Annotated in this window: 27 protein-coding genes and 1 pseudogene; 11 read left to right on the forward strand and 17 right to left on the reverse strand. The window is 73.1% G+C overall.

Going from position 1 to position 25,692, the window contains the following annotated elements:
• Together PV350_RS27560 and PV350_RS27565 are read right to left on the reverse strand one after the other, a co-directional pair.
• The coding region (locus tag PV350_RS27560) for a hemolysin family protein (protein WP_500336657.1) at positions 1–867 on the reverse strand (867 nt) is incomplete at its 3' end.
• Complete coding sequence (locus tag PV350_RS27565) at positions 864–2,165, reverse strand: hemolysin family protein (RefSeq protein ID WP_500336659.1); 1,302 nt, start codon at positions 2,163–2,165, stop codon at positions 864–866. The genes PV350_RS27565 and PV350_RS27560, both read right to left, overlap by 4 nt.
• 425 nt (positions 2,166–2,590) lie before the next feature.
• Here PV350_RS27565 and PV350_RS27570 point away from each other — a divergent pair, with 425 nt between their 5' ends.
• On the forward strand, positions 2,591–3,433 hold the full coding sequence (locus tag PV350_RS27570) for an undecaprenyl-diphosphate phosphatase (protein WP_499510529.1): 843 nt from the start codon (positions 2,591–2,593) through the stop codon (positions 3,431–3,433).
• A 33-nt stretch (positions 3,434–3,466) separates the two neighbouring features.
• On the opposite strand, the gene PV350_RS27575 is transcribed toward PV350_RS27570, so the two are convergent.
• Together PV350_RS27575 and PV350_RS27580 are read right to left on the reverse strand one after the other, a co-directional pair.
• Positions 3,467–4,681, reverse strand: coding sequence for a serine/threonine-protein kinase (locus tag PV350_RS27575; RefSeq protein ID WP_499510530.1), 1,215 nt, complete (start codon positions 4,679–4,681; stop codon positions 3,467–3,469).
• 102 nt (positions 4,682–4,783) lie between these two features.
• A complete protein-coding gene (locus PV350_RS27580) occupies positions 4,784–5,509 on the reverse strand; it encodes a DUF2625 family protein (protein ID WP_500336661.1) in 726 nt (241 codons plus the stop codon).
• Between the two features lie 54 nt (positions 5,510–5,563).
• Here PV350_RS27580 and PV350_RS27585 point away from each other — a divergent pair, with 54 nt between their 5' ends.
• Positions 5,564–5,749: a hypothetical protein gene (locus PV350_RS27585; protein WP_499510532.1), complete on the forward strand. Its 186-nt coding sequence runs from the start codon at positions 5,564–5,566 to the stop codon at positions 5,747–5,749.
• A gap of 19 nt (positions 5,750–5,768) precedes the next feature.
• On the opposite strand, the gene PV350_RS27590 is transcribed toward PV350_RS27585, so the two are convergent.
• On the reverse strand, positions 5,769–6,260 hold the full coding sequence (locus tag PV350_RS27590; protein WP_499510533.1) for a cupin domain-containing protein: 492 nt from the start codon (positions 6,258–6,260) through the stop codon (positions 5,769–5,771).
• 46 nt (positions 6,261–6,306) lie between these two features.
• Entirely contained in the window at positions 6,307–6,675 is a 369-nt protein-coding gene (locus tag PV350_RS27595) for a DUF4267 domain-containing protein (protein ID WP_499510534.1), read from the reverse strand.
• 88 nt (positions 6,676–6,763) lie between these two features.
• On the opposite strand from PV350_RS27595, the gene PV350_RS27600 reads away from it, so the two are divergent.
• On the forward strand, positions 6,764–7,345 hold the full coding sequence (locus tag PV350_RS27600) for a TetR/AcrR family transcriptional regulator (protein ID WP_499510535.1): 582 nt from the start codon (positions 6,764–6,766) through the stop codon (positions 7,343–7,345).
• Positions 7,346–7,391: 46 nt separating this feature from the next.
• Here the strand turns inward: PV350_RS27600 and PV350_RS27605 are convergent, their stop codons facing one another.
• From PV350_RS27605 to PV350_RS27620, 4 genes are all read right to left on the reverse strand, one after another.
• Entirely contained in the window at positions 7,392–8,132 is a 741-nt protein-coding gene (locus PV350_RS27605; protein WP_500336662.1) for a GNAT family N-acetyltransferase, read from the reverse strand.
• 134 nt (positions 8,133–8,266) lie between these two features.
• Positions 8,267–9,721, reverse strand: a complete 1,455-nt coding sequence (locus tag PV350_RS27610; protein WP_499510537.1) for a glyceraldehyde-3-phosphate dehydrogenase — start codon at positions 9,719–9,721, stop codon at positions 8,267–8,269.
• 82 nt (positions 9,722–9,803) lie between these two features.
• The gene (locus PV350_RS27615) at positions 9,804–10,262 is read right to left on the reverse strand and encodes a hypothetical protein (RefSeq protein WP_499510538.1); all 459 of its coding nucleotides are present in this window, start codon (positions 10,260–10,262) and stop codon (positions 9,804–9,806) included.
• Positions 10,263–10,457: 195 nt separating this feature from the next.
• Positions 10,458–12,407 (reverse strand): N-acetylmuramoyl-L-alanine amidase, encoded by a 1,950-nt coding sequence (locus tag PV350_RS27620; protein ID WP_500336667.1) that lies wholly within the window; start codon positions 12,405–12,407, stop codon positions 10,458–10,460.
• A 661-nt stretch (positions 12,408–13,068) separates the two neighbouring features.
• Here PV350_RS27620 and PV350_RS27625 point away from each other — a divergent pair.
• The 3 genes from PV350_RS27625 to PV350_RS27635 are packed head-to-tail and all read left to right on the forward strand — an operon-like array spanning position 13,069 to position 15,960.
• Positions 13,069–14,592 carry a GMC family oxidoreductase gene (locus tag PV350_RS27625; RefSeq protein WP_500336676.1) on the forward strand — a complete coding sequence of 508 codons (1,524 nt, stop codon included), beginning with the start codon at positions 13,069–13,071 and terminating at the stop codon, positions 14,590–14,592.
• Positions 14,593–14,651: 59 nt separating this feature from the next.
• On the forward strand, positions 14,652–15,326 hold the full coding sequence (locus PV350_RS27630) for a molybdopterin-dependent oxidoreductase (protein WP_500336677.1): 675 nt from the start codon (positions 14,652–14,654) through the stop codon (positions 15,324–15,326).
• Positions 15,268–15,960 (forward strand): cytochrome b/b6 domain-containing protein, encoded by a 693-nt coding sequence (locus PV350_RS27635; RefSeq protein WP_500336668.1) that lies wholly within the window; start codon positions 15,268–15,270, stop codon positions 15,958–15,960. The genes PV350_RS27630 and PV350_RS27635 overlap by 59 nt, the downstream gene beginning before the upstream one ends.
• 106 nt (positions 15,961–16,066) lie before the next feature.
• On the opposite strand, the gene PV350_RS27640 is transcribed toward PV350_RS27635, so the two are convergent.
• Positions 16,067–16,630 carry a CGNR zinc finger domain-containing protein gene (locus PV350_RS27640; protein WP_499516758.1) on the reverse strand — a complete coding sequence of 188 codons (564 nt, stop codon included), beginning with the start codon at positions 16,628–16,630 and terminating at the stop codon, positions 16,067–16,069.
• Positions 16,631–16,749: 119 nt separating this feature from the next.
• The gene (locus PV350_RS27645) at positions 16,750–17,223 is read right to left on the reverse strand and encodes a MarR family winged helix-turn-helix transcriptional regulator (RefSeq protein ID WP_499510541.1); all 474 of its coding nucleotides are present in this window, start codon (positions 17,221–17,223) and stop codon (positions 16,750–16,752) included.
• Between the two features lie 191 nt (positions 17,224–17,414).
• Here PV350_RS27645 and wrbA point away from each other — a divergent pair, with 191 nt between their 5' ends.
• From wrbA to PV350_RS27665, 4 genes and pseudogenes are all read left to right on the forward strand, one after another.
• Positions 17,415–18,023, forward strand: a complete 609-nt coding sequence (gene wrbA, locus PV350_RS27650) for an NADPH-dependent FMN reductase family protein (RefSeq protein ID WP_499510542.1) — start codon at positions 17,415–17,417, stop codon at positions 18,021–18,023.
• A 117-nt stretch (positions 18,024–18,140) separates the two neighbouring features.
• Entirely contained in the window at positions 18,141–18,791 is a 651-nt protein-coding gene (locus PV350_RS27655) for a DsbA family oxidoreductase (RefSeq protein ID WP_499510543.1), read from the forward strand.
• Between the two features lie 439 nt (positions 18,792–19,230).
• Positions 19,231–19,476 (forward strand): annotated as a pseudogene (locus PV350_RS27660) (hypothetical protein); the annotation flags it as partial.
• Between the two features lie 138 nt (positions 19,477–19,614).
• Entirely contained in the window at positions 19,615–20,328 is a 714-nt protein-coding gene (locus tag PV350_RS27665; protein WP_499510544.1) for an SDR family oxidoreductase, read from the forward strand.
• 70 nt (positions 20,329–20,398) lie between these two features.
• On the opposite strand, the gene PV350_RS27670 is transcribed toward PV350_RS27665, so the two are convergent.
• The 4 genes from PV350_RS27670 to PV350_RS27685 all read right to left on the reverse strand — a co-directional run bounded on the left by PV350_RS27670 (position 20,399) and on the right by PV350_RS27685 (position 23,467).
• Positions 20,399–21,112 carry an SDR family NAD(P)-dependent oxidoreductase gene (locus PV350_RS27670; RefSeq protein ID WP_500336669.1) on the reverse strand — a complete coding sequence of 238 codons (714 nt, stop codon included), beginning with the start codon at positions 21,110–21,112 and terminating at the stop codon, positions 20,399–20,401.
• Between the two features lie 85 nt (positions 21,113–21,197).
• Positions 21,198–22,466, reverse strand: a complete 1,269-nt coding sequence (locus tag PV350_RS27675; RefSeq protein WP_500336670.1) for a YbfB/YjiJ family MFS transporter — start codon at positions 22,464–22,466, stop codon at positions 21,198–21,200.
• A 117-nt stretch (positions 22,467–22,583) separates the two neighbouring features.
• On the reverse strand, positions 22,584–22,886 hold the full coding sequence (locus PV350_RS27680; RefSeq protein WP_500336672.1) for a muconolactone Delta-isomerase family protein: 303 nt from the start codon (positions 22,884–22,886) through the stop codon (positions 22,584–22,586).
• A gap of 191 nt (positions 22,887–23,077) precedes the next feature.
• The gene (locus PV350_RS27685; protein WP_499510548.1) at positions 23,078–23,467 is read right to left on the reverse strand and encodes an SgcJ/EcaC family oxidoreductase; all 390 of its coding nucleotides are present in this window, start codon (positions 23,465–23,467) and stop codon (positions 23,078–23,080) included.
• 236 nt (positions 23,468–23,703) lie between these two features.
• Here PV350_RS27685 and PV350_RS27690 point away from each other — a divergent pair, with 236 nt between their 5' ends.
• A complete protein-coding gene (locus PV350_RS27690; protein ID WP_500336674.1) occupies positions 23,704–24,735 on the forward strand; it encodes an NAD(P)H-dependent flavin oxidoreductase in 1,032 nt (343 codons plus the stop codon).
• Between the two features lie 58 nt (positions 24,736–24,793).
• On the opposite strand, the gene PV350_RS27695 is transcribed toward PV350_RS27690, so the two are convergent.
• Positions 24,794–25,414: an HAD-IA family hydrolase gene (locus PV350_RS27695; protein ID WP_499510550.1), complete on the reverse strand. Its 621-nt coding sequence runs from the start codon at positions 25,412–25,414 to the stop codon at positions 24,794–24,796.
• Between the last annotated feature and the right edge of the window lie 278 nt (positions 25,415–25,692).

A 25,692-nucleotide genomic window follows, 5' to 3' on the forward strand; every position in this document is an offset into this window, starting at 1 on the left:
GAGCCGGATGACGGGGTGGAAGGCGCTCGGGGGGAAGGGACGGTCGCGCTCTGCGGCGCCGAGGGTGTCCTTGATGTGGAGGTACCCCAGGACGCCACCGTCGGCGCCGGTGACCGGCAGACGGGAGTAGCCGGACGCGGCGGCGGTCCGCTCCAGCTCGTCCGGGGTGACCCGCTCGCCGACGGTGACCATGCGGCCGGCCGGTACGAGGATCTCGCCCACCGGGCGGCTGCCGAGTTCCAGGGCGTCGCGCAGGCGCTCGCCGCCCGTGACGTCGAGCAGGCCGGCGGCGCTGGAGTCCTGGACCAGGCGGGCCAGTTCGTCGTCGGTGAAGACGGCCGCGACCTCGTTCTTCGGCTCGACGCGCAGCAGCCGCAGCAGGGCGTTGGCGAAGGCGTTGATGCCGAAGACCACCGGGCGCAGCGCGCGGGTGACGTTCACCAGCGGCGGGCCGAGCAGCAGCGCGGCCCGCTCGGGTGCGGCGAGCGCGATGTTCTTGGGCACCATCTCGCCGACCAGCATGTGCAGGTAGGTGGCCGCGGTCAGGGCGATCACGAACGAGATCGGGTGCACCAGCGCGTGCGGGACGTGCGCGGCCTCGAAGCCCGGCTCCAGCAGGTGCGCGATGGCGGGCTCCGCGACCGCGCCCAGCACCAGCGAGGAGACGGTGATGCCCAGCTGCGCGGTGGCCAGCAGGGCGGACAGGTGTTCCAGACCCCACAGCACGGTGCGGGCGCGCTTGTCGCCCCCTTGCGCGCGCGGCTCGATCTGGCTGCGCCGTACGGAGATCAGGGCGAATTCGCCGCCCACGAAGAAGGCGTTCGTCAGCAGCGTGAGGGCGCCGACGGCGAGCTGCAGGGCGGTCATCGGACGTCCTCCGGGATGCGTGCGACGCGGACCCGCTCGGCGACGTGGTGGTCGACGCTGAGTACGGTGAAGCGCCAGCCGTCGACCTCGGCGGCGTCGCCCCGGGCGGGGATCCTGCCGAGGGTGGCGGCCAGCAGCCCGGCGACGGTCTCGTACGGGCCCTCGGAGGCGGTCAGGCCGATGCCGGCGAGCTGGTCCATGCGGACGTTGCCGTCGGCCTCCCAGGACCCGTCGCCGACGGGGGCGAGGTCGGGCCGCTGCTGGGGGTCGTGCTCGTCGCGCACGTCGCCGACGACCTCCTCCACGACGTCCTCGACGGTGACGACACCGGCCGTGCCGCCGTACTCGTCGATGACGACGGCCATGGTGCGGCGGCGGCGCATCCGGTCCAGCAGCCGGTTCACGGGCAGGCTGTCGGGCACGAGCAGCGGCCCGGTGGCCAGGGCGCTCACGGGTGTGGTGGCGCGTTCCGCGGCCGGAAGGGCCAGGACGTCACGGATGTGGACGGTGCCGATGACCTCGTCGAGGCCGTCCCTGTACACGGGGAAGCGGGACAGCCCGGTGGACAGCGACAGGGCGGCGGCGTCCGCGGCGCTCGCGTGGGCCTCCAGGGCCCGTACGTCCACGCGCGGGGTCATGACGTTCTCCGCGGTCAGCTCGCTCAGGTGGAGCGTGCGGACGAAGAGCTCGGCGGAGTCGGGCTCCAGGACGCCCACGGCGGCGGAGTGGCGGGCCAGGGCCCGCAGCTCGTCCAGTGTGCGGGCGGAGGCCAGTTCCTCGGCCGGTTCCAGGCCGAACCGGCGCACCAGGCGGTTCGCGGCGCCGTTGAGGTGGTTGATCAGCGGCGAGAAGGCCGCGGTGAAGCCGCGCTGCGGCCCGGCCACCACCTTGGCGACGGCCAGCGGGCTGGAGATCGCCCAGTTCTTGGGCACCAGCTCGCCGATCACCATCAGCACCACGGTCGAGACGACGACACCCAGGACGGTCGCCGTCATGGACGCGGCGCCCTCGGGCAGGCCGGCGGCCTCGATCGGGCCGCTCAGCAGCACCGCCAGGGACGGTTCGGCGAGCATGCCGATGACCAGCGAGCTCACCGTGATGCCCAGCTGCGCGCCGGACAGCTGCAGCGTCAGCCGCCGCACGGCCTTGAGGGCGCCGTCCGCGCCGCGCTCACCGGCGGCGGCGGAACGTTCCAGCTCACCGCGCTCCACCGTGGTCAGGGAGAACTCCGCCGCGACGAACACCGCACAGGCCAGGGTCAGCAGCAGGGCCAGCAGGAGGAGCAGCACTTCGGTCACCGTGTCACCCCCGTTCCCACGCCTCGGCGGGCCTGACGGGGTATGACACGGTCGGTACTCGGGGGATGGTCCATCGCGGGAACCGCGGCTCCTTCTTCGTGCTCGGTACGACGGGTTCCCCCCATGGTAAAGGAAGCGCAAAAGCCACGGTCGACGGACGGACCCCTGGTCACCGCCCACCCTTCCCCCTCACGACCGGCCGGAGACCGCTCGGCCATCAGGGCGTCTTGGGAACTTCTTTACCTGACGTGGTAGTTCTGCGGGTGGCCCGCAGGGGCCGGCGGCCGGCGGCACGGCCCGATGCACCGCGGGCCGCATCCCGCCCGTCTGCGGCCACTGCCACCGTACGACCTCATGTCGCGCACCTCCCCCGAGCGGCGCCGCCGCCGGGCCGCCGCCCCGACCATCCGTGGAGTCACCCCCCGATGTCCTGGTTCGAAGCCGCCGTCCTCGGCCTGCTGCAGGGGCTCACCGAGTTCCTGCCCGTGTCCTCCAGCGCGCACCTGCGCGTGTTCTCCGCCCTGGCCGGCTGGAAGGACCCGGGGTCCGCCTTCACGGCCGTGACGCAGCTGGGCACCGAGACGGCCGTGCTGATCTACTTCCGCCGCGACATCGTCTCGATCGTCAAGGCCTGGACGACGTCCCTCTTCGTGCCCGACCGGCGCAAGGACCCGAACGCCCGCATGGGCTGGTTCGTCATCATCGGGACGATCCCCATCGCGGTCCTCGGCGCGGTGTTCCAGCACAGCATCGAGACGTCACTGCGCGATCTGCGGATCACCGGCACCGTGCTGATCCTCTTCGGGCTGGTCCTCGCCGTGGCCGACCGCAGCCGGGCGATCCGCAACGCCAAGCCCATCACCGAGCTGACGCTCCCCCACGCCCTCGGCTACGGCTTCGCCCAGTCCCTCGCCCTCATCCCCGGCGTCTCCCGCTCCGGCGGCACCATCAGCGCGGGGCTCTTCCTCGGCTACAGCCGTGAGGCGGCGGCCCGTTACTCGTTCCTGCTGGCCATCCCCGCCGTGCTCGCCTCCGGCACCCTGGAGCTGTTCAAGATCGGCGACGGCGCCGCCCCCGCCTGGGGGCCGACGCTGCTCGCCACCGGGATCGCCTTCGTCGTGGGCTACGCGGCCATCGCCTGGTTCCTCAAGTACGTCTCCACGCACAGTTTCACGCCGTTCGTGGTCTACCGCGTGCTCCTCGGCGTACTGATCATCGGACTGGTCGCCGCCGGTGCGGTCGCACCGGGCGCGGGAGACGTGGGCTGACCGGCCCGCCCGGTCCGCGCCCCGTCTCCCGGCTCAGTCCTCGTCGTCCGAGTCGTCGTCGCCCTGGTCGTCGCCCTGGTCGTCGTGGCCGGCCGACGGCGCGCCGGCGCCGGGCGCGGGCCCGGTCCCCTGGGTCGGCGTCGCGCTCGGACCGGTGGTGGGGGTCTTCGCGGAGCTGCTCTCCGGTGAGAACAGGAGCATGCCGAGGAGCACCGCAACCGCGAAGGCCACCACCCCGGCGATGGCGCTCGCGACGCGGGGCCGGTAGCGGATGAACTCGCCGGGGCTGCGTCGCTGCGCCGGAGCCGCCCGCCGCCTCGACGCCGGCCCCGACCGCGCGGAGCGGGTCGCCGTCGGCCGCACCTGCGCCGCGGTACCGGCCTCGTGGCCCGCGACGTTCGGGGCGTCGTGCGACGGCACGGTGGCGGGCAGGGACACCGGGTGCGCGCGCCACGCGTCGGCGCGGAACCAGTCGGCCACGTCCTGGGCCGTCGGCCGGTCCTCCGGCTGCTTGGCGAGGAGCCCGAGCAGGTACCCCTCGAAGGCGGCGGGCAGGTCGGCGCCCAGCTGGGAGGGCGGCACGGGCGCGCTGTCGATGTGCTGGTAGAGCAGGGCCGTGGCGCTGTCGCCCTGGAACGGCGTACGGCCCGTCAGCAGCTGGTACAGGACGCACCCGAGGGCGTAGACGTCGGAGGCCGGCCCCGCGGTCCGGCCCAGTGCCCGTTCGGGGGCGAGGTAGAGGCTGGTGCCGACGATCTGTCCGGTCATGGTGAGCGCGGCGGCCGGATCGTCGACGAAGCGGGCGATCCCGAAGTCACCGATCTTGAGCGATCCGGCGGCGTCGAGCATCAGGTTGCCGGGCTTGATGTCGCGGTGGACGATGCCCTGCTGGTGGGCGGCCGCCAGGCCCGCGGCCGCCTGCGCGGCGACGACCGCGACGTGTTCGGCGCCGAGCACGTGCCCCGCCTCCAGCAGCTGGCCCAGGCTGTCGCCCTCGACCAGTTCCATGACGAGGAAGAACCGTCCGTCCCAGGAACCGAAGTCGAAGACCGCCACGACGTGCGGGTGACCCAGGCGCGCCGCCGTCTGCGCCTCCAGCCGGAACCGCGCGGCCGCCGAGGCGTCGGAACCGTCGCCCAGCAGGAGCTTCACGGCGACGGGACGTCCCAGCACCTCGTCGGTCGCCCGCCACACCTCGCCCATGCCACCGCGGCCGATGGGCGCGTCCAAGCGATACCGATCCGCCACCAGCACGTCGTACGACCTCGATCCCGCGAGCCAAACCAGACCCTGCTTAAGGTACTTCACCCGCGCACCCGCGGTGACCTGCGGCCGCAACCGCCGGGGGACTCACGCCTCGCCGAGGAACCCCGGGTCCGCCGGGCCCGTCCGCCGGGCGAAGTCGGCTGCGAAGGCGAGGACTTGGCGCATCGGGACCGCCTGCCGGGTGGTCGCCGCGAGATCGGCGTGGGCCTCCTCGGACCACAGGAACGGGTACACCGCGATCCCCTGCGCGGGGGTGAGGGCAGCGGCCTCCTCGCGCCACCCAGGCCAGCGCAGCCCGTCGTAGAACGTCTCCAGCCGTCCCGAGAGCAGCCAGGCGACCCAACCGGAGTAGCCCGTCTCCATCGCCTCCCAGGCGAGGGTGTCGGGCGCGAAGTAGGTCATCTGGCCCGGCATTCCCGGGCGGCCGGCGGCCGCGGGAGCGTGGCCGTTGAGCGCGAAGACCCCGCCCACCGCGTCGTGGCCGACGACGAGACCGGTGCCGGGATGCCAGGCCGGGTCGAGGACCGCGGGGAAGCGGTTGACCTGCCCCAGGCTCGGCAGGCCTCCGCCGGCGGCCGGGCCGCCGCCGAACACCCGTACCCACCCGTCGTCCAGCAGCACCCCGCCGGTGTTCAGCACCAGGGCGCCCAGCGCCGACCGCGCGGTGACCTGCAACTGCAGCAGGCACCGCATCCCTTCGTCACGATCGCCGGGCAGCACCCGGGCGGCCACGGGGCCACCGGTGAGCATGGCCTCCAGCTCCGGCCACGCCGGGTTGTCCACGTCGGTCAATTCGTCGATCTGCCGCACCCGGGGATGATCGCAGCCCGATGCCCGCCCGCCGGGGGCGGGGTGGGCGCCGGGGTGAACACGGTCCTCGCATGGCGGCGCCTGCTCGGAGGCGTCCTCCTCCTCGCCGCCGTCGTCACGGCGGTGCACGGCTTCGGCACCTCGCAGGCCGGTGGCGCGGCCGGAACGGTCGTGGTCACCGTGGTCCTGGCGGGCTCCGGTGCCCACCTCGTCCGTACCGCGGCCCCCGGCCGGCGCTGAGCCGGAACGGCGGCCCGGCTCAGCGCCGGTCGTCCCAGGCCGCGTTGTGCAGGAAGTAGGTGTCGTAGCGTTCCTGCACCTCCAGCAGGCTCTCCGGGGTGACCTCGCCCAGGGCGATGCGCTGCAAGTGGCGGAAGTACTCGAAGCGTTCGACGCCCGGGGTGATGACGATGAGCATGTCGGCGTCGCACCCGGGCGCCGCGGCGAAGGCGTGCGGGCGGCCGGGCGGGACGACGACCAGGTCGCCGGCGCCGGCGGTGACGACCTCGTCCCCGGACAGGAACCGGGCCTCGCCGTCGAGCATGTAGAACATCTCGGCCGACCGGTCGTGCCGGTGCGGGCGGGCACCGTCGGCGCCCCCGGTCAGGGTCACGCGCTGGGTGGAGAGCGCGCCTCCCGTCGCGCTGCTGTCGGCCAGCAACCGGACGGTGGTGGGGGCGCGGCCGATGACCTCGGCCTCGGTGGAGCGGACGATCACGGAGGCGTCGAAGTCGGGCACGATCAATGACATTGCGAACTCCTTGTCCGGGTGGTGACGGTCTTCGGGAACTGCCGGGTCACACGGCGAAGAGCAGGGCGGCGCTGACGAGGACGACGACCGCGGTGGCGAAGTGGATGCCGAAGGCCACCGCCTTGGTGCCTCCGTGCCGCAGGACTATCAAGGTGTCGCCAAGCGGGGCGAGCGCCACGACCAGCATGAACCAGGCCTCGGCGCGGGCACCGGCGAAGGCGAGCAGGGCCAGGCCCATCACCCCGAAGGTGGCGTCCCGCAGGCCCTTGACGGTGAGGTAGGCGGCGGCCCCGTCCCCTTCGGCGGGCACGCCGTACCCGGCGGCCGCGGGGCGGGGCTGGAGCAGGAACCGGGCTCCGATGAAGAGCACCAGGAGGTCGAGCACGACGGCCAGGGTGTACGCGGTGGTGGTCACGTCCACATCTCCTTGCTAGCAGTGCTAGGGACAAGAGCGAAGCTAGCAGAGCATCGACAGAAGGTCTAGCAGTGCTAGAATTCCTGCCATGACGATCCGGACGCGCCGGGAGCGCGAGCGAGCCGAGCGCGAGCAGCTGATCATCACGGCCGCGCGGGAACTGGCCGAGGCCGAGGGCTGGGACGCGGTCACCACGCGGCGGCTGGCGGCGGAGATCGAGTACAGCCAGCCCGTCCTGTACAGCCACTTCAAGGGCAAGGACGCGATCATGGCCGCCGTGGCGGTGCAGGGGTTCGCGGAGCTGGCCGCCGAACTGCGGGAGGCGCGCACCGCGGTGGCGGGCCCGCGGGAGACCCTCGCCGCGGTGGGCGAGGCGTACACGGCGTTCGCGCGGCGGCGGCCGGCCCTCTACGACGCGATGTTCACCCACCACGTCGGCCTGCCGTTCGCCACGCCCGAGGCCCCGGCGGCCCTGCGCGAGGCGTTCGGCGAACTGCTGCGGGCCGTGGAGCCGGTCGCGGGCGCCGGCGACGCGCCGGACCTCCTCACCGAGACCTACTGGGCGTCCCTGCACGGCCTGGTCACCCTCATGCGCAGCGGCCGGCTGCCGGAAGGGGCGCACGAGCGCCGCCTCGCCCTGCTGAACGGGCGCTTCACGAAAGGCGGTTGAAGCACGGCAGCGGCGGCGCACGCCGCACCCCCACGCCCGGCTCCGCTCAGGGGACGAGGACGGTGAGCGAGGTGGCGGTGACGGCGAACCCCAGCTGCTCGTACAGGCGGCGAGCGGGATTGCCGTCGCTCACCGCCAGGGCGATCCTCGGGAGACCGCCGGCCGCCGCGTCCGCCAGCACCCGGCGCAGCAGCCGGGAACCGAGGCCAGCGTGACGGGGATCCGGCTGCCGGAAGACCGTCGCGACCCACGGGAGGCCGTCCCGGTCCGTCACCACGACCCCCGCGACGACGTGGCCGTCCCCGTCGACGGCCAGGGTGCTGCACGGCAGGACCGGCCCGAGCACTGCGCCCGACAGCACCGGGGCCAGCTGGGCGTCGAGGGCCTCCTCGTCACTTCCCTGATGGTGGTCGGGATGGCCCGGCCCGAAGGCGGCACGCCACGCGGGGAACAGCTCGTGTGCCTCGCGGTCGCAGGGTACGGCGCGCAGTCCGTCCGGCAGGGGCGCCGGGGCCCACTCGCGCGGCGGGGGGTCGGCGACGAGGTCCCGCTCCATGGTGTGCGCGTGCCGGAGGACCCGGGCACCGTGCCGGACGAGCTGCTCCCCGAGTTCGACGGAACCCGACACGGCCCAGCCCGGCATGCCCGCGAGCACGGCCGGTACGGGGTCCGGTCCCACCGCCTGCGCGAGGTCGGCCCAGGGCCGGCCGTCCCGGACCCCCTCGACGTACGTCAGTTCCGGCAGTCCCCCCGGGCCGCGCAGGACCAGGCGCTCCTCTTCGTGCACGGCCACTCAGTACCCGCCCACCGGCATCGGCATCGCTCTCATGCGGCCCATGCTGCGGGCCGCCCGCCGGTGCGGGCAACCGATTTGCGGCCGGGGGACGCCCCGCCGCACCGGCACACCGGCGCGGCGGACCCTCAGACCTGCGGTGCCGGGTACGTCGGGTACTCGACCTCGGACACGTGCTGCACGACACGGATGACCTGGCACGAGTAGCCGAACTCGTTGTCGTACCAGAGGTAGAGGATGGCGTTGTCGCCGTCGACCTTGGTGGCGCCGGCGTCGACGATCGAGGCGTGCCGCGAGCCGATGAAGTCGCTGGAGACGGCGTCGGGGGCGCTGATGAAGTCGATCTGGCGCTTGAGCGGCGAGGTCAGCGACACCTCGCGGAGGTGGTCGAGGACCTCCTCGCGGGTGGTCTCCCGGGCGAGCTGCAGGCTGAGGATCGCGATCGAGACGTCCGGCACCGGTACGCGGATGGAGCTGCCGGTGATCCTGGCCTTGAGGTCGGGCAGCGCCTTGGCGACGGCCGAGGCGGCACCGGTCTCGGTGATGACCATGTTGAGCGGCGCCGAACGGCCGCGGCGGTCGGAGCTGTGGTAGTTGTCCAGCAGGTTCTGGTCGTTGGTGAACGAGTGGACCGTCTCGACGTGGCCGCGCAGGACGCCGTACTCGTCCGCCATCGCCTTCAGCGGGGGCACGATCGCGTTGGTGGTGCAGGAGGCGCAGGACAGGATCCGCTCGTCCGGCTTGATCATGTCGTGGTTGACGCCGTGGACGACGTTGGGGACGTCGCCCTTGCCCGGCGCGGTCAGGACGACCTTGTCGACGCCGGGGCGCAGGTGCTGCGAAAGGCCTTCGCGGTCACGCCACTTGCCGGTGTTGTCGATGAGGATGGCGTCCTTGATGCCGTACGCGGTGTAGTCCAGCGACGTCGGGTCGTCGGCGTGGATCACCTTGATGGCGTTGCCGTTGGCGACGATCGTGCTGTTCGCCTCGTCGACGGTGATCGTGCCCTGGAACTGGCCGTGGATGGAGTCGCGGCGCAGCAGCGAGGCGCGCTTGACGAGGTCTTCGCCCGCTCGGCCGGCCCCCTTGCGGACGACGATGGCGCGCAGCCGCAGGCCGTTGCCGGAACCGGCCTTCTCGATCAGCAGCCGGGCGAGGAGGCGGCCGATGCGGCCGAAGCCGTAGAGGACGACGTCGCGCGGCTCACGGCGCTCGATCTTGTTGGCACCCGTGGCGCCCGCGACGGCCCCCGCGGTGAACTCGGCCACCGACAGCCCGCGGTCGTCGGCCCGGTACGTCGCGGCGAGCATGCCGAGGTCGATCTGGGACGGGCCGAGGTCGAGCGTGGTGAGTGCGTGCAGGAACGGCAGCGTCTCGGTGACCGAGAGCTCCTCGCCGGCGATCTGCCGGACGAAGCGGTGGGCCTTGAGGATGCTGATCACCGACTTGTTCACCAAGGAGCGGCTGTGCAGCAGGACGGTCACGTCCCGCTCCCTGTGCAGCTTCCCGATGATCGGAATCATCGATTCCGCGATCTCCTCGCGGTGCTTCCAGTCGGTGAACGGGTCCTCGTTGACAGTCACAGGCTTATCTTTCGAGCTAGGCGGTGCTCATATGTTAACCACACCGCCATCTCGCTCTTGCCGCGGGTCCCACCGGGTGACGTCAGGAGACGGCGACGACCCCCACCGCCGCCGAGCCGGTCTCCGCGCGCAGGAGGACGTCGAAGAGGTACCGGTCACCGTCGCGCGGCGCCACGACCGCCCGCGCCCCGGTCGGCAGCGCCCGGGACACGGCCTCGTGCCGCTCCCCCGGCGCCGACCCGCTGACCGCCACGAGCCGCACCGAGGTGCTGCCGATGTTCTCGAACGTCACGGAACGGGTCCTGGGACAGGGGCCGTCGTGCTCACCGGTGCAGTGGAAGCGGACGTCGCCGAGGTCCACCAGCCCGCACGAGACGTCGGTGGCGAAGGCGAAGTGCGAGGAGCAGACGGCCCCCACCCGCAGGTCCTCCGCGGGGGCCTCGGCGGCCGTGCCACCGGGGCGGGGCGCATCCGCGCAGGAGACGGCGGACAGACCGAGTGCGGCGGTGGCGAGTGCTGCGGGCAGGAGTGCGGTGCGCACCTGTGGCTCCAGAAGTGGTGCAGTCGGTGAGTCCCGCTCACCGGGGTGCCGGCCCGCGCCGGACCGGCGCGGGCGAAGGACGGGGAAGGGCAGGGCAGGGGTCACGGAACAGGGGGCCCGGACGCGGGTGGGGCCCGGAAGCCGTGGCTCACGGGCCCCACCCTCAGCGCGTCGGAACGGGCGCCGGCGACCGGTTCAGCGGTCGTTGTGCGCGGGACGCTCCGTGGCGATGACGTCGCCCGCGTACACCAGGGCGACCCGGTGGTTGTACTGGATCGTGTACATCTTCTTGGCGCCGAAGACGACCTTGCCGTCACCCTTGAAGTAGTCGTCGGTCAGGGCGGGCGGCGTGGTGGCGACGTACGCCTGGCCGGACGGGATGCTGTACATGCTCAGCGGGGCCTGGGTGGAGGGGCCGTACCCGGCCGGGTACTCCGAGGCGTCCGGGTAGCTGGAGCCGTACACCTTGCCGGGCGGCGTGGCGGGCGTCACACCGGCCTTGACGATGGTGTAACCGCCGCGCGCCGGGATGGTGTTGGCGCCGTACGGGTTGTGGAACCACACCTTCGCGCCGCTGAACCAGATCGCGGTCCAGGGGCCCTCCTTGCCGGCGACGACGAACTGCTGGCCGGCCTGCACGGTGTTGCCCCAGTCGTTGATCCGGTCGGTGCCGGCGGCACCGGAGTGGATCGCCGGGTCCCCGAAGAGGGGCGCGGTGCTGCTGGGGGCGGTGCGCACGAACAGCGTGTTCGACGCCTGCGTCACCTCGGTGCACTCGGGGGTGGCACCGCTCGGGTCGTCGGACGGGCAGATCTGGGCGGTCTGCTGGTTCCGCTCGAAGCCGGGGGCGATGGTCACCACCGAGCCGATGTCACCGACCCCGTGCTTGCCCGTGACGGGCGCGCCGAGCAGGGCCATGAAGTGCTCCCAGTCCCAGGCGGTGCCCGGGTCCCAGTGCATGCCGGAGACCGACCCGGAGTTCGGGCCGGCAACGTTGTCATGGCCCACGATGTGCTGCCGGTCGAGCGGGACGCCAAAGCGCCCGGCCAGGTACTTCACCAGCTCCGCCGTGGCCTCGTACTGCGCCTCGGTGTACCAGTCGGCCCCGTGCGCGGCGAAGCCCTCGTGCTCGATGCCGATGGAGTGCATGTTCGTGGAGTAGTTGCCCGCGTGGAAGGAGATGTCCTTCGTGGGCATCATCTGCGTCACCGCGCCGTCCGACGACCGCATCACGTAGTGCGAGGCGGTCGTGCTGCCCGGGGCCTGGAAGGTGGCGATGGCGGACTCGTACGAGCCCTCGGTGTCGTGGATGACGATGGTGTCGATCCGGATCCCGTTGGCGGGCCGGCTGGACACCTGGCCGTTGGTCGACGCCGCCGGCACGAAGGTGCAGTCCACGGTGGTGGGGCATTCGACGTCGGCGGTCGCCGCGGCCTTCAGGTGCAGCTTCGCCAGCTGGGCCCTGGCGGGCTCGACCTGCGGCACGGCGGCCAGGCTGACCCGCTGGCCGTCCGTCGTGGTACGGCCGGCGCCCTTGGCCAGGGTGGCGAAGACACGGTCGGCGAACGCCTGGGCGCCCTGCCGCTGCGAGGCCTGGCTGTAACGGGCCACGGCCCCGTACCAGTCGCCGGGTTCGGCGGAGGCGGTTCCGGCCGTGGCCTTCTGGTACGACGCGAGGAGCGCCGCGCCGCCGCGGATGTTGGCCGCCGGGTCGTTCCTCAGCTCCCGCGCCGACAGGCCGGTGAGCTTCGCCGCGGCCTGGAGGGTGTGCAGGGCCGGGTCGGCGACGAAGGACGCGAGGTCGCTGCGGCCGACCGCTCCGGCGTCACCACCGGCCACCATCTCCGCCGTCACGTCGGTGAGGTGCATCGGACCGTAGCCACCGCTCGCGCTGTGCGCGCCCGCGTGCCCGTCCCACGCCGACTCCTGGTACGCCACGGCCAGCAGCACCTGCTCCGGCAGGTGGTACTCGTCGGCCGCCGCGGCGAAGTCGCGCTGCCGGGCGGTGTCCGCCGGCGCGGCACCGGTCGCCTGCGCCGTCAGCGGCACGGCCACCGAGCCCGCGATCACCAGCGCGCCGAGCGCGGCCAGCAGGCCGGGCCTGCGCCGCCTGGCGTGCCGGCGTATGGATGTTTCTGATGTCATGAACGATCCCAAATCTTGAACGTATGAGGCCGATTCCCCTGGCCGGACGTCGATGTGACGCTCCATCGGCCCCTGGAAGGCTCGCGGATTCTACTCACGCCGAATCCCCGGAAAGTGAGGCACCGTCACTATCGAGCCACCGTCGCGCGGTTCGCCGGCGGCGGCCCGGATCCTTCGGACGGCGAGCGGGAAGAGCGCGGGGGTCCATCAGGCGAATTCCCGGCATCCGCCGCAACTCCCGCACCCGCGAGGGGGTACCGGGAGGCGATGAAGGGCGGGGACCGCACCGGCGGTCGAACTCGGCCGGTGCATCGCAGTCGCACGACCTCCCGGTGCGTCACCGCCCCGACGGTGGAAGCTCACGAAGATCCCTCTTCTTGTCCGGACGGGCGCGCACGCGAGAGCCGCAGACCCCGGGCCAATAGCTTGCTGCGTCAAGGAGTAGATCAGGAAAGTGCTGCACCATGCAAGTAACTGCGACACATAATGGTGCCAACCAGATCATTTGCGACGCCGGGTCTCGACATGTGGCCCCGGCACCCTCGTGCGTCACCGTCTTGACAGGTGACTTTTTTCTGTGCGAAAGTCATCACCACTTCAATAGGTGATCAGATCGGTCATCGCGTCCCCGGAACCGAGGAGAGGCCGCGTGAGCCAGGCTGTGGAATACGACTACGTCGTGGTGGGCGCGGGAACGGCCGGCAGTGTGCTGGCTTCGCGCCTGTCCGACGACGGCGGCGCCCGCGTCCTCCTGCTGGAGGCGGGCGGCCCCGACGTCCCGGAGGCGATGCCGGTTCCCCCCGCGTGGCCGCGGTTGCTGGGCACGTCGTCCGACTGGGGCGACCGCACGACCGAGCAGGCCTCCACCGGCACGTCCGTGGCGCTCGCCCGGGGCAGGGGGCTCGGCGGGTCGTCGGCGATCAACGCCATGGTCTTCACCCGCGGGCACCGCAGCGCCTATGACGCCTGGGCCGCCGGCGGCGCGAAGGGGTGGGGCTTCGACGCCCTCCTGCCGTACCTCATGCGCAGCGAGCGCGCGGAGGGCCGCGACCCCCGCACGCGCGGACAGCACGGGCCGCTGGCCGTGGCCCCCGCACGCGAGCCGAACCCGGTGCTGGAGGCTTGTCTGGAAGCGGCCGTGGAAGCGGGCCACCGCAGGGCGGCCGACATCAGCTCCGGGCTGGAGGAGGGATTCGGCTGGCCGGACCTGAACATCGTCGACGGCCGGCGTCAGAGCGCCGCCGACGCCTACCTCACCCCCGCGTCGGGACGGGCCGGCCTGCGCGTGGTGACCGGTGCGCTCGTCCACCGCGTCCTGCTGGACGGCGGCCGCTGCACCGGGGTGGCGTACACGGCCGGAGGAGAGGCCGGAGGGGAGGAGGTCACCGCCCGCGCCACCCGCGAGGTGATCCTCACGGCCGGCGCCATCGGCACCCCGCACCTGCTCATGCTCTCGGGCATCGGCCCCGGCCGGCACCTGCGGGAGTCGGGTGTCGAGGTCGTCCACGACCTGCCCGGCGTCGGGAGCGGCCTGCAGGACCATGTGATGGCCGGTCTGGTCTACTCCGCCGCCCGCCCGGTCCCCGCCGCGCGGAACAACCACGGGGAGGCCCTGGGCCTGCTGCGCAGCACGCCCTCCGCCGACGCCCCCGACCTGCAGATCATCTTCGTCGACGTCCCGAGCCATGCGCCCGCCCTCGCGGGGCCGCGTGAGGGCTACACGATCCGCGTCTCGCTGATGCGCCCGCACAGCCGCGGCACGGTGCGGCTCGCCTCATCCTCGCCGGGGACCGCCCCGCTGATCGACCCGGACTACTACGCCGACCCCCGTGACCTGCGGGCCATGGTCGCCGGCATCCGCGCGGCACGCGAGATCGGCCGGGCCAGGGCGCTCGACGGCTGGCGCGGCGAGGAGGTGCTGCCCGGCGTGGACGTCGACGACGACGCGGCGGTCGCCGCCTACCTCCGCAAGGGCCTGGCATCCTACTTCCACCCGGTCGGCACGTGCAGGCTCGGCACCGACGAGGGCGCCGTGGTGGACGAGGAGCTCAGGGTCCGCGGCATCGACGGGCTGCGCGTCGCCGACGCCTCGGTGATGCCGTCGATCGTCTCGGGGAACACCAACGCGACGGTCTACGCCATCGCCGAGCGGGCCGCCGAGTTCGTCTCCCGGAAGGGGGCGTGACGACCGTGGCCGACCAGGAGAACCAGCCGGAGCGCGGGGCCCCCGTGGCGCGCCGCACCATGCTCGGCATGCTCGGCGCCGGGGTCGCCGGCGTCGCCGCCGCACCCTGGCTGCAGCGCGGCTGGGAGAACTTCCTCGGCGCGGCCTCCCAGGCCGACCCCACCGGGCTCACCGGGGTGCTCCCCAACCCGGGCGGCTTCCGCTACTACAGCGTCGTCGGCTCGGTGCCCCGCAAGGACGAGCGGACCTACCGGCTGAAGGTCAACGGTCTCGTCGACCGTCCGCGGACGTACACCCTCGACGACCTCCGCGCGCTCCCGCAGCAGCGGATCGTGCGCGACGTGCAGTGCACCGACGGCTGGCGGGTGGCGGACACCCCCTTCGAGGGCGTGCCGCTGTCGGACCTGCTGGACGCGGCAGGGGTGCGCCCCGAGGGCAAGGCGATCCACTTCACGTGCTTCGACGGCGTCTACACCGAGAGCCTGACCCTCACCCAGGCGCGCCGCCCCGACATGCTGGTCGCCCTGAAGATGCAGGACAAGCCCGTCAGCCACGAGCACGGCGGCCCCGTCCGGCTCTACGCGGCGCCGATGTACTTCTACAAGTCGGCCAAGTGGCTGTCCGGAATCACCGTGACCGACGAGGTCATCCCCGGCTACTGGGAGGAGTACGGCTATGACGTCGACGGCTGGCTCGACGGCGCCGACCGGCGTGGCGACGCGCAGGCCGCCTGAACGCTCCGGGCGCGTACTGCGGTTCACCAGGGCCGAGCGCTGGGTGCACCGCGGCACCGGTCTGCTGATGCTGGTGTGCCTGGTGACCGCGGCCTGCCTCTACCTGGGGCCGCTGGCCCAGCTCGTCGGCCGCCGCCACCTGCTCGCGACGGTCCACGAATGGTCGGGGATCGGGCTGCCGCTGCCCTTCCTGCTCGGACTCGCCTCCCCCGCCTTCCGTGCGGACCTGCGCAGGCTGAACCGCTTCGCCCCGTACGACAAGCGCTGGCTGCGGGCCGCGCGCCGGCGGCTGACCTCGCCGGACATGCGTCCCGCCGGCAAGTTCAACGCCGGTCAGAAGCTCTACGCGGGCTGGCTCGCCGGGGTCGTGCTGGTCATGACGGCCACCGGGCTGCTGATGTGGTTCACGGGCCTGCTGCCGGCGGTCTCCCGCACCAGCGCGATCTTCGTGCACGACCTCCTGGCCTGGGCCATCGCCCTGGTGCTGATCGGGCACATCCGCAAGGCGTTCCAGGACCCCGAGGCGCGGCTCGGGATGCGCACCGGGTACGTCTCCCTGGGCTGGGCGCGGCGATGGCACGCCCACTGGCTCGACGAGGACCGGCCGGCGGCCAAGGACACACCGGAGCGCTGAACGTCGCCCCGCCGCACCTGCGCAAGCGCCCGGGTGGCCGGGCCCCGCAGAACGGGGCCCGGCCACCCGGGCGTACCGACGGGCACCCGCTCCGCGCGGCGGCGTGCTACGCGGACACGGCCGTCCGCGGCGTGGCCGCCTTCTTGCGCGCGCGGTACGCCGCCGCCTTCACGCGGTTGCCACAGGGGTCCATGGCGCACCACTCGCGACGGCTGCCGTGCGAGCGGTCGAGGTAGATCTGCGTGCACTCCGGCCTGCTGCACTCCTTGACCAGCTCCGCGTCCGGGCCGCTGAGGAGCCGCACGGCCTCCCGGGCCAGCGAGGACAGGGCCTGCTGCGGTGTCGCCTCGACCCTGCGCCCGTCCCTGGTGAGCTGCGGGACGGCGGACGGCCTGCGTGCCGCCGCGTTGAGGAGCGCGAGCGCGTCGGTGTCGTAGTCCTCCTTGTTCAGCGCGGACCTGACGAGCGAGAAGACCGCCTCCCGCAGGGAGACCGCCTCCGCCACGTCGGACGGCTGCGAGAGGACGTCCCCGTCGACGAGCCCCGACTCGCGGAACCAGGCGTCGAGGCTCTCGGGCGTGGTGAGCATCTCCTGGGGGTCCGGGTTGCGACGGCGCCTCAGGGTTCCCACGAAGTCCAGCACGGGCATGCCGCACTTGAACACATGCATCATGTCACCATTTTGACAGGTGACGAACAAGAGGGCAAGACACCGTCCCGACGGCGGCACATCTTTTCCGCGCCCCGCAGCCCGCCGGCGTGCCGGCCTCGACGGCGAACAGGCAGAGGTCAGACGGAGGCGCCCTGGTCGGTCGCCACCCGGCCCAGCGCGATGGTCAGCGCGGCGAGGTCCTGGTCGGCGAAGGGCTCGACGAGGTGGCGTCGCACGCTGGCGAGGTGCGTCGGCCAGGCCTGCTCCAGGCGCTCGAGCCCGGCGTCCGTCAGCACGGCGTTCCAACCACGGCCGTCCTCGGCGCACTTGACGCGTTCCACCCAGCCGTGCTTCTCGAGCCGGATGACGACGCGGGTCATCCCGCTGAGGGAGAGGCTGCAGGCGGCGGCGAGCTCGCTCATCCGCATCGCGCGCCCCGGGGTCTCGGACAGGTGCCTCAGCGGCGTGTACTCGGAGAGCGGCAGCCCCGCCCCCTCGACCATGTCGGCGTCGACGGCACGCGGGAGCTCCAGGAGCACCCGGCCCAGCGCGCGCACGAAAGCCTCCTCGCTCGCGCTGAGGGGCTGCAACTGCTGCTTCGTGGACGCCATCCCCCCACTTTAGCTTCTTGACGGGTCAATGAGGCCTCAATGATCGGCACTCCGGCGAGAACCGGTGCGAGCACATGCCTTTGACAGTTGTCGACCGGTCGTCTAGCTTCGAATAGGCGACCGGTCAGTTAGTGATTCCGGTTCGCCCATCCCCCCATCGCAAAGCAACGAAAAGAAGCGGAGAGCCTCCTGTGGCCACCCCCGTCAAGCTCGCCATCGTCTACTACTCGTCGACCGGCACCATCACCGAGATCGCCAGGGAACTGCACGACGCCGCCGTCAAGGCCGGCGCCGAGGTGCGCCTGGTGAAGACGGCCGAACTCGCCCCGCAGGCCGCCATCGAGAGCAACCCGGCCTGGGCCGCCCACCACGCGGCGAACACACACGTCCCGCACGCCACACCCGAGGACATCGAGTGGGCCGACGCCGTGATCTTCGGCACCCCCACCCGCTTCGGCAACGTCTCGGCGCAGCTCAAGCAGTTCATCGACACGCTCGGCGGGCTGTGGGCCGAGGGCAAGCTGATCGACAAGGTCTACAGCGCCTTCGTCTCCAGCGCCACCGCGCACGCGGGCCAGGAGGCCACGCTGCTGGCGCTCTACACCTCGATCCACCACTTCGGCGGCATCACCGTCACCCCGGGCTTCACCCAGCCCTCCAAGTTCGTCGACGGCAACCCCTACGGCACCTCCCACGTGGACGGCCAGGGCAACAACCCCGTGGACGAGGTCACCCGCACCGCCGCCCGCGTCCAGGCCGAGCGCGTCGTGCGCGTCGCCGCGCAGCTCAAGGCGGCCTGACACCTCCCGGCACCCCGCCGGCAGCGGCGCCGCGCGGCCTGCCCCCTCACCGGGGAAACCGCGCGGCGCCGCTCCCCCACATCCTCACCGAACCCACGAACAGGGAGATGCGGAAACATGCGCGTCGAGATCTGGACCGACATCGCCTGCCCCTGGTGCTACGCCGGGAAGGCCCGTTTCGAGCGGGCGCTCGCCGGCTTCGAGCACCGTGACGGCGTCGAGGTGGTGCACCGGTCGTTCGAACTCAACCCGGACGCCAGGAACGGCACGACACCGATCATCGACGCCGTGGCCGCGCAGTACGGGCGCACCCGCGAGCAGCAGGTCGCGCGGGAGGAGCACGCCGCTGCCGAGGCGCGCACCGAAGGGCTGGACTTCCGGATCGGCGGCCGCGTCCACGGCAACACCTTCGACGTCCACCGCCTCCTGCACTTCGCCAAGGAGCACGGCGTCCAGCAGGAGCTCCTGGACCTCGCCTTCCGGGTGAACTTCGCGGACGAGCGTTCCGTCTACGACACGGAGACCCTGCTGGACCTGGCGGCCGAGGCGGGACTGGACCGGGCGCAGGCACGCGCCGTCCTGGCCGACCCCGACGCGTACGCGCAGCAGGTGCGGGCCGACGAGCGGATGGCCGCTGAACTCGGCGCCGGCGGCGTGCCGTTCTTCGTGCTGAACCAGAAGTACGGCGTGAGCGGACTGCAGCCCGTCGAGCTGTTCACCCGCGCCCTGGAGCAGGCGTGGGAGGACCATGCGGGGGCCCGGGCCTGACGCCCGGCCCCGGGAGGCTCCCGCAGTACCCCTCTGCGGCGCGTACTCCCATGGTGGGCGCCGTGGGGTGAGGGAGGGGAACGCGCACATGACCAGGGACAACGCCCGGAACGCCGCGCTCGGGAAGTTCCTCCGCTCACGCCGCGCGAAGATCTCCCCCGCTCAGGTCGGCCCGGTCCCCGGGCCGACCGTCCGCCGGGTGCCCGGTCCGCGCGGTACGGAGATCGCCCGGCTCGCGGGGGTCAGCGTCGACTACTGCGTACGTCCGGAAAAGTACGCCCGGAGGGCGGGCACCACGTCAACGTGTCCGGGACCGTCCTCGTGGCCATCGCCCGCGCCCTGCGCCTGACGACGAACGGGACCATCCGTTCGCCGTGGCCAGGCCGGCCCCGCACGGCGCCCCGTCCGCTGCCGCCGCAACGGGTGCGTCCGGCCTGGCCTTGCTCCGCCTCTGGAGACGATCACCGAGCGCGCCGCGCTGGTGACAGGGCGCCGCGCGGACCCCCTGGCCGCCAACCGGCTCGCCCACACGCTCCAGCCCGACTTCGACGCCCCCCAGCGGCAGCCGAACACGGCCCGCATCCTCGGCGTCTGCACCGCGGAGCCCGCGACCACCTCCGACCGGGCCCTGCGCCGGCTCGCCCAGTGGGCCGAACAGAGCGGCCCGACCGGCCCAGTCATCTGACTTTCACACTTAAAGTCAGCTGTTAGCCTGGCCCCGCAGGCCGATCCGCGCCTGCGCCGAGGGCTGCCGCACACCGCCCGGGGCCGCCGAGGACCGCGCGGCCGTCCGGGGAGGGCGCGCCCGCAGGATGGAGGCACGATGCACATCAAGGGGTCGGTCGCCCTGGTGACGGGCGCGAGTCGCGGCATCGGCCGCGCCTTCGCCCGCGCGCTCCTCACGCACGGCGCGTCCAAGGTCTACGCGGGCGTCCGCGATCCGGAGAGCCTCGTCGACCAGAGCCTGGTGGACGACACCCTCGTCCCCCTGCGCCTGGACGTCACCAAGTCCGACGAAATCGCCGCGGCGGCCGCCGCGGCCGGCGACGTCAGCATCGTCGTCAACAACGCGGGCACGGGCGGCGCCGGCACCCGTCTGCTGGAGGGTTCCTTCGACGGCGCCCGCCAGGCGATGGAGGTCAACTACTTCGGCACCTGGGCCGTTTCCCGGGCCTTCGCCCCGATCCTGGCCGCGAACGGGGGCGGGGCGCTGGTCAACATGCTCTCGCTGGCGTCCTGGGTCGGCCAGCCGCTGATCCCCGGGTACGCGGCCTCCAAGGCGGCCGCGTGGTCGCTGACCGACACCCTCCGGCAGGCCCTGCACCCCCAGGGCACGCTGGTGGTGGGCGTCCACGCGAGCTTCGTGGACACCGAACTCAGCGCGTGGACCGACGCCCCGAAGATCAGCGCCGGGACGGTGGCCGAACTGACCATGGACGCGCTGCTCCACGACCGGCCGGAAGTCCTCGCCGACGAGGAGACCCGGCGCGCCAAGTCGGCACTCTCCGGGCCCCCGAGCGCCACCCCGGGCGCATGACGCGGCGGCGGCCCCGGACGTCTCCGTCCGGGGCCGCCGCCGTGAACTCGGGCCCTGTGCGACCAGCCGGTCAGCGGCCGGCGGTCTGGCCGCCGTCGACGGGCAGGGTCACACCCGTCACGAACGGCGCGTTCTCCAGGTAGAGCACCGCCTCGACGATGTCGTCGATCTCGCCCATGCGCCCCACCGGGTGCAGGCCCGCCAGCATCTCGTGGGTCTCCACCGGGTGCATCGGGGTCTTGATCGTGCCCAGCGCCACCGCGTTTGCCCGGATGCCCTGGGTCGCGTACTCGGTCGCCAGCGCCCGGGTCGCCGACTGCAGGCCGCCCTTGGTCAGGGACGCCAGCACCGACGTCACCTTCGCGTCCGCCTGGTCCCCGAGGCTGCTGGAGATCTGGACGACGTGTCCCCCGCCCTGCTGGAGCATCCGCTCCACCGCCAGCTGCGTGATCCGGAAGAAGCCGTCGACGTTCACCCCGATCACGGCCCGGTACTCCTCTTCGGTGTACTCCGTGAACGGCTTCGCCACGAAGATCCCCGCGTTGTTGACCAGCGTGTCCACCCGGCCGAACCGCTCCACCGCCGTCGCGATCACCCGCTCCGCCGTGCCCCGGTCCGCGATGTCCCCGCGCACCGCCACCACCCCCGGGTCCGTCGACTCGCCGATGTTCCGCGACGTGGCCACCACCGCGTACCCCAGCTTCCGGTACGCCTCGACCAGACCGGCACCGATGCCCTGCGACGCACCGGTGACGACCGCGACCTTCTGACCCTCAATGCTCATGGTGTTACTTCTTCCAGGGGGTGTCATGGGGAAACCGGCACTAGACGACCGGTCACATATAAAGTAGACGACCGGTCGAGAACTGTCAAAGACCCGGAACCCGGACGGGGGCGACGCCACCGGAGGCGGCTTCCCGAGGGGCGGGCAGGTCCAAGCGGTGCGGGAACCCGATGCGCAGCACGAACGCCGCCGCAGCGGCGGCCAGGACGACCAGAGCCGCCAGGACCAGTGCCTGCTGGTAGCCGTGGCGCAGCAGCGGCGCGACGGCCAGGGGGCCGAGGATCTGACCCACCGAGTAGCCGGCGGTCAGCAGGGCGACCGCGCGTGGGAACCGCAGGTGCGTCCCGGCCGCGAGGGCGACCGTGCTCACGCCGATGAAGGTGGCGCCGAAGAGGAACGCCGAGACGAGCGCGGCGGCGGACCCCCGGACCAGGGCCGGCAGGGCGATGCCGGCGGCCTGCACGACCAGCGCGGCGAGCAGCACGTCCGGGCGGGACCAGCGCCGTCCCAGCCACGCCCACAGCGCGGCGGAAGGGACGGCCGCCACCCCTGCCAGCACCCAGGCAGCGGTGCCGAGCCGTCCGGGTGATCCCTGGTCGATCGCGGCGACCAGGAAGGTGCCGGCGATGATGTAGCCGACGCCTTCCAGCGTGTACGACGCGAACAGGGCACCGAACCAGCGGTGCGTGCGCGGCGCCGCCGTCCGCCCCGGCGCTCCGGGCACCGCATCGACCGACGCGGCCGCCGCGTCCGGCCCGGGTTCCGTCCGCAGGGTCCACGCCGGCACGGCGAGCAGCGCGGCGAGTGCGGCGGAGGCCCACCACGCGGCCCGCCAGTCGGCGAAGCCGCGCAGGACGAGGACGAGCAGGCCGGACAGCGCGATCCCGGCGCCGACCCCGCCGAAGCCCCAGCCGGGCAGGTGGGCGGGGTGCGCGCGCAGCCGCCCGAGGAGCGCGCTGACGGCGATGACGAAGACCGTCGCGCTCACCGTGCCCGCGACCAGCCGGAGCACCAGCCATACGGCGGTCGCGTGCGTGAGCGGCATGGCGGCGAGGCTCACGACGAGCAGCACCAGCGAACCGCGCAGGACGGCGGCGGAGCGCGTCAGCCGGGGGAGGACGGTCCCGGCGAGCGCCCCGGCGAGGTAGCCGACGTAGTTGGCCGTGGCCAGGTGCGCACCGGCCCCGGCCGTCAGGCCCGCCTGAGCGTGCATCAGGGGGAGGATCGGGGTGTAGACGAAACGGCCGACCCCCATGGCCGCCGCCAGCGCCGCCCCGGCCCTGGCCACATGGGCCCAGGGTGACCCGGGGGCGCCGCCGCGTGTGGCGGCCGGGCGCTGGGTTGATTGGATCATGACACATTCCTCGACGGGTGGGTTCCGGAACGGGACCGGACGGACCACGGCTCCCCGTCGCGACCGTCTCCGGGCGGCGGGAAGCCGTGTGGTGCCGCGTGCGGCGGGCGTGCGCCGTCAGGCGTCGCCGTTCACCTTCCCCGGGTCATTGGGGTGGGACTGCACGGCGGTGACGACCGCGGCCATCCACGGCCACAGCGGCAGCGTGCCGAGGACCTTCTCGTACAGCTCGGCCTCGTCGGCGGCGCGCCACAGGCCGATGCTGCGCAGTTCGCCCACGGGGCGCCACAACCGGACGAGGTGGCCGGCGGCGGCCAGTTCCCCGGCGCGGACGGCCTCGGCCGCGCGACGCCGGTCCACCTCCGCGGGGTCGGTGCCCTCGGGGACGGTGGTGGTGAGTTCGACCAGGAACTCCTTCACGGTGTTGCCTCTCTTCGAAACTGCCGGAACTTCGACGGGCGGGCACGCGGCCGGACCGGTGTACGGACCGCCGGTCCTGCGCCCTTCCACCCTGCGCCCACGGGCCGGGGCGGCGCCACGACCGGCGTCCTCCCTGCTGGGAGGCGGAACCTCGCAACGCGCTCCGCCCGGCGGACGGGTGGCCTTCGGCCTCAGTGGTCGGTGACGATCCGCGAGACGTGGTAGGCGCGGATCAGCCAGTCCTCACCCTCGCGCTGCAGGACCAGCGAGAGGTGCACGGCGGCCTCCCAGCCCTCCGCGCCCCGGAAGACGACGTCGGCGAAACCGCCGGCCACCTCGTCGCCGATGCGGTAGCCCTGCACCTTCCCCACGTCCGCCCAGCGGTCCTTGGTCACGGCCTCGTAGTAGGCGCGCACCTCGTCCCGGCCGGCCGTGGTGTCGGGCCCGAACCCCTGGAACAGGGCGTCCGCGGTGAACAACCCGGCCATCTCGTCCGGCCGGTGGCCGTCGAAGGCGGCCTTCCAGCGGGACAGCGTCTCGCGCATCGGGTCGTTCGCGGCGTCCTTCGGGTCAGCGCTCATGTCGGTTCTCCTCTGTGCTCAACGGTAGGAAGAACGGCGCCCGTCCGCGTGCGGAGGGCGGCCGGGTCAGGGACGACCGATGATAGTCGACCGGTCTAATAAAAGTAGTTGGGCGGTCGTATACTGGCAAACACGGGCCGCACCACGACGCCGGCGGGAAGTCCCCGGCCGACCCGCCCGTCCCGTGCCCACCTCGCGAACGACCGTCGCCGCCCCGCAGGAGGAACACTCACATCATGGTCTCGCCACTGGCCGCACTCGGGGTCGACGCCCCGGTCCTCGCCGCGCCGATGGCCGGCGGTCCCTCCACCCCCGCACTGGTCACCGCGGCCGCCCGGGCCGGCGGCCTGGGCTTCCTGCCCGGCGGATACCGCACCGCCGCGGCGCTCGCCGAGCAGATCGCGGCGGTCCGGCACGAACAGGTGCCCTTCGGCGTCAACCTCTTCGCACCCATTCCCGTCCCGGTGGACCCCGACGCCTTCCGGCGCTACGCCCGCGCCATCGCGCCCGACGCCGGAACGCACGGCATCGACGCGCCCGCGGCGGAGATCGTCGAGGACGACGACCACTGGGCGGACAAGATCGACCTGCTGCTCTCCGACCCGGTCGCGGTGGTCAGCTTCACCTTCGGCATCCCGCAGGCCCCGGTCGTCTCCGCGCTGCGCGCCGCCGGAAGCCTGGTCGTCCTGACCGTCACCTCGGCCGCGGAGGCCCGGGCGGCCGCGGAGGCGGGCGCGGACGCACTGGCCGTGCAGGCGTCCGCCGCGGGCGGGCACTCCGGCACGCTCACCCCGCAGCACGTACCGGCGGCCGTCCCCCTCGAGGAGCTGCTCGGCGAGGTGCGCGCGGCGGTGCCCCTGCCGCTCGTCGCCGCCGGAGGCCTGGCGACCCCGGCCGCCGTGGCCGGTGCGCTGCGGGCCGGAGCGGACGCGGTCATGGTCGGCACCGTCCTGCTGCGCGCGGAGGAGGCCGGCACCTCCGCGCCGCACCGGGCGGCGCTGGCCGACCCGGCACGCACCGGGACGGTGGTGACCCGGGCGTTCACGGGCCGTCCGGCGAGGGCACTGCGCAACGGCTTCACCGACCGCCACACCGGGCACGCGCCGGCCGGCTACCCGGCCCTGCACCACCTGACCAGCCCGATGCGCAAGGCGGCCGCCGCCGCGGGCGACCCCGAGCGGATCAACCTGTGGGCGGGCACGGGCTACCGCCACGCCACCGAGGAGCCGGCGGAGCGGATCCTGCGGCGGCTGGCGTCCGGAATCTGACCCCGGGCGCGCACGGGCGGGCCGCACACGGCGGCCCGCCCGGTCCCGGTCCCGCCGCTCAGGTCAGTGCGACGCCGAGCAGGACCTCCAGCTGCGCGATCGTCTCCTTGGGGTCCTTGGCGTGGACGCCCGCGAGCCCCAGCTGGGCCGCGGGCGCCAGGTACTGCTCGGTGTCGTCGACGAACACGCAGGCCTCGGCGGGCAGACCGAGCTCCTCCAGCGCCAGTTCGAAGATGGCGGGCTCGGGCTTGCGCATCCCGTGGTGCTCGGAGATGACCACCGCGTCGTACGAACCCTCCAGGTCGTAGCCGTCGTAGAGGTCCCACGGCGCGAAGCCCACGGAGTTGGACAGGATCCCCACGCGCACCCCGGCGCGCCGGGCGGCGGCCGCGGCGCCGATCAGGGCCGTCTCGGGGCGGAGGTCGGCGAAGATCCGGCCCATGAGGTTGTCGGGCGCCACGCCGAGGCTGCGGGCCGCCGCGATGTTCCATTCCACCTGGGTGATCGCGCCGCGTTCGAGGTCGTGGGTGCGCCGGGTCCCCTCCTCGTCGAGGTAGAGCGCGGTGATGCACGCCCCTTCGGCCAGTCCCTCGCGCCGTTCGAAGGCGAGCACGGCGGGCAGCAGCGGCGTGGTGAGGACACCGCCGAAGTCGAGGATCAGGCCGGTGCGGTGGGACATGACGGAACTCCTGCGGTAGCGACGAGGACGCCTGCCGCCGCGATGCGGACGCGGCAGCCGCGCGATGGGCCGTCCGCCGGCGACGCTGCCGCACGGTGCCCGAGGGGGCCGGCCGGGAGCGGCGGCCACGCGGGCGGCACGCGCGGGGCGACGACCGGACGTCATCCTGCCATCCCCCTCCGCGGCCGCCCCCGCACCGAAAACCTTGCCGAAGCTCCGCCTGTCGATCATTCCCAACCTTCTTTCCTGTTCCCGGGGTTCTCCCGGCGGCAACCCTC

The organism is Streptomyces sp. PA03-6a, assembly GCF_033792765.1.
In the GTDB taxonomy this organism is placed as follows: Bacteria; Actinomycetota; Actinomycetes; order Streptomycetales; family Streptomycetaceae; genus Actinacidiphila.

Bases quoted from the DNA above. Each gene is read 5' to 3' on its own strand.
- PV350_RS27570 (WP_499510529.1), top strand. From the start codon at position 2,591: ATGTCCTGGTTCGAAGCCGCCGTCCTCGGCCTGCTGCAGGGGCTCACC.
- PV350_RS27590 (WP_499510533.1), bottom strand. From the start codon at position 6,260: ATGTCATTGATCGTGCCCGACTTCGACGCCTCCGTGATCGTCCGCTCC.
- PV350_RS27600 (WP_499510535.1), top strand. From the start codon at position 6,764: ATGACGATCCGGACGCGCCGGGAGCGCGAGCGAGCCGAGCGCGAGCAG.
- PV350_RS27620 (WP_500336667.1), bottom strand. From the start codon at position 12,407: ATGACATCAGAAACATCCATACGCCGGCACGCCAGGCGGCGCAGGCCC.
- PV350_RS27630 (WP_500336677.1), top strand. From the start codon at position 14,652: ATGCTCGGCATGCTCGGCGCCGGGGTCGCCGGCGTCGCCGCCGCACCC.
- PV350_RS27635 (WP_500336668.1), top strand. From the start codon at position 15,268: ATGACGTCGACGGCTGGCTCGACGGCGCCGACCGGCGTGGCGACGCGC.
- PV350_RS27640 (WP_499516758.1), bottom strand. From the start codon at position 16,630: ATGCATGTGTTCAAGTGCGGCATGCCCGTGCTGGACTTCGTGGGAACC.
- PV350_RS27645 (WP_499510541.1), bottom strand. From the start codon at position 17,223: ATGGCGTCCACGAAGCAGCAGTTGCAGCCCCTCAGCGCGAGCGAGGAG.
- PV350_RS27655 (WP_499510543.1), top strand. From the start codon at position 18,141: ATGCGCGTCGAGATCTGGACCGACATCGCCTGCCCCTGGTGCTACGCC.
- PV350_RS27665 (WP_499510544.1), top strand. From the start codon at position 19,615: ATGCACATCAAGGGGTCGGTCGCCCTGGTGACGGGCGCGAGTCGCGGC.
- PV350_RS27670 (WP_500336669.1), bottom strand. From the start codon at position 21,112: ATGAGCATTGAGGGTCAGAAGGTCGCGGTCGTCACCGGTGCGTCGCAG.
- PV350_RS27675 (WP_500336670.1), bottom strand. From the start codon at position 22,466: ATGATCCAATCAACCCAGCGCCCGGCCGCCACACGCGGCGGCGCCCCC.
- PV350_RS27685 (WP_499510548.1), bottom strand. From the start codon at position 23,467: ATGAGCGCTGACCCGAAGGACGCCGCGAACGACCCGATGCGCGAGACG.
- PV350_RS27690 (WP_500336674.1), top strand. From the start codon at position 23,704: ATGGTCTCGCCACTGGCCGCACTCGGGGTCGACGCCCCGGTCCTCGCC.
- PV350_RS27695 (WP_499510550.1), bottom strand. From the start codon at position 25,414: ATGTCCCACCGCACCGGCCTGATCCTCGACTTCGGCGGTGTCCTCACC.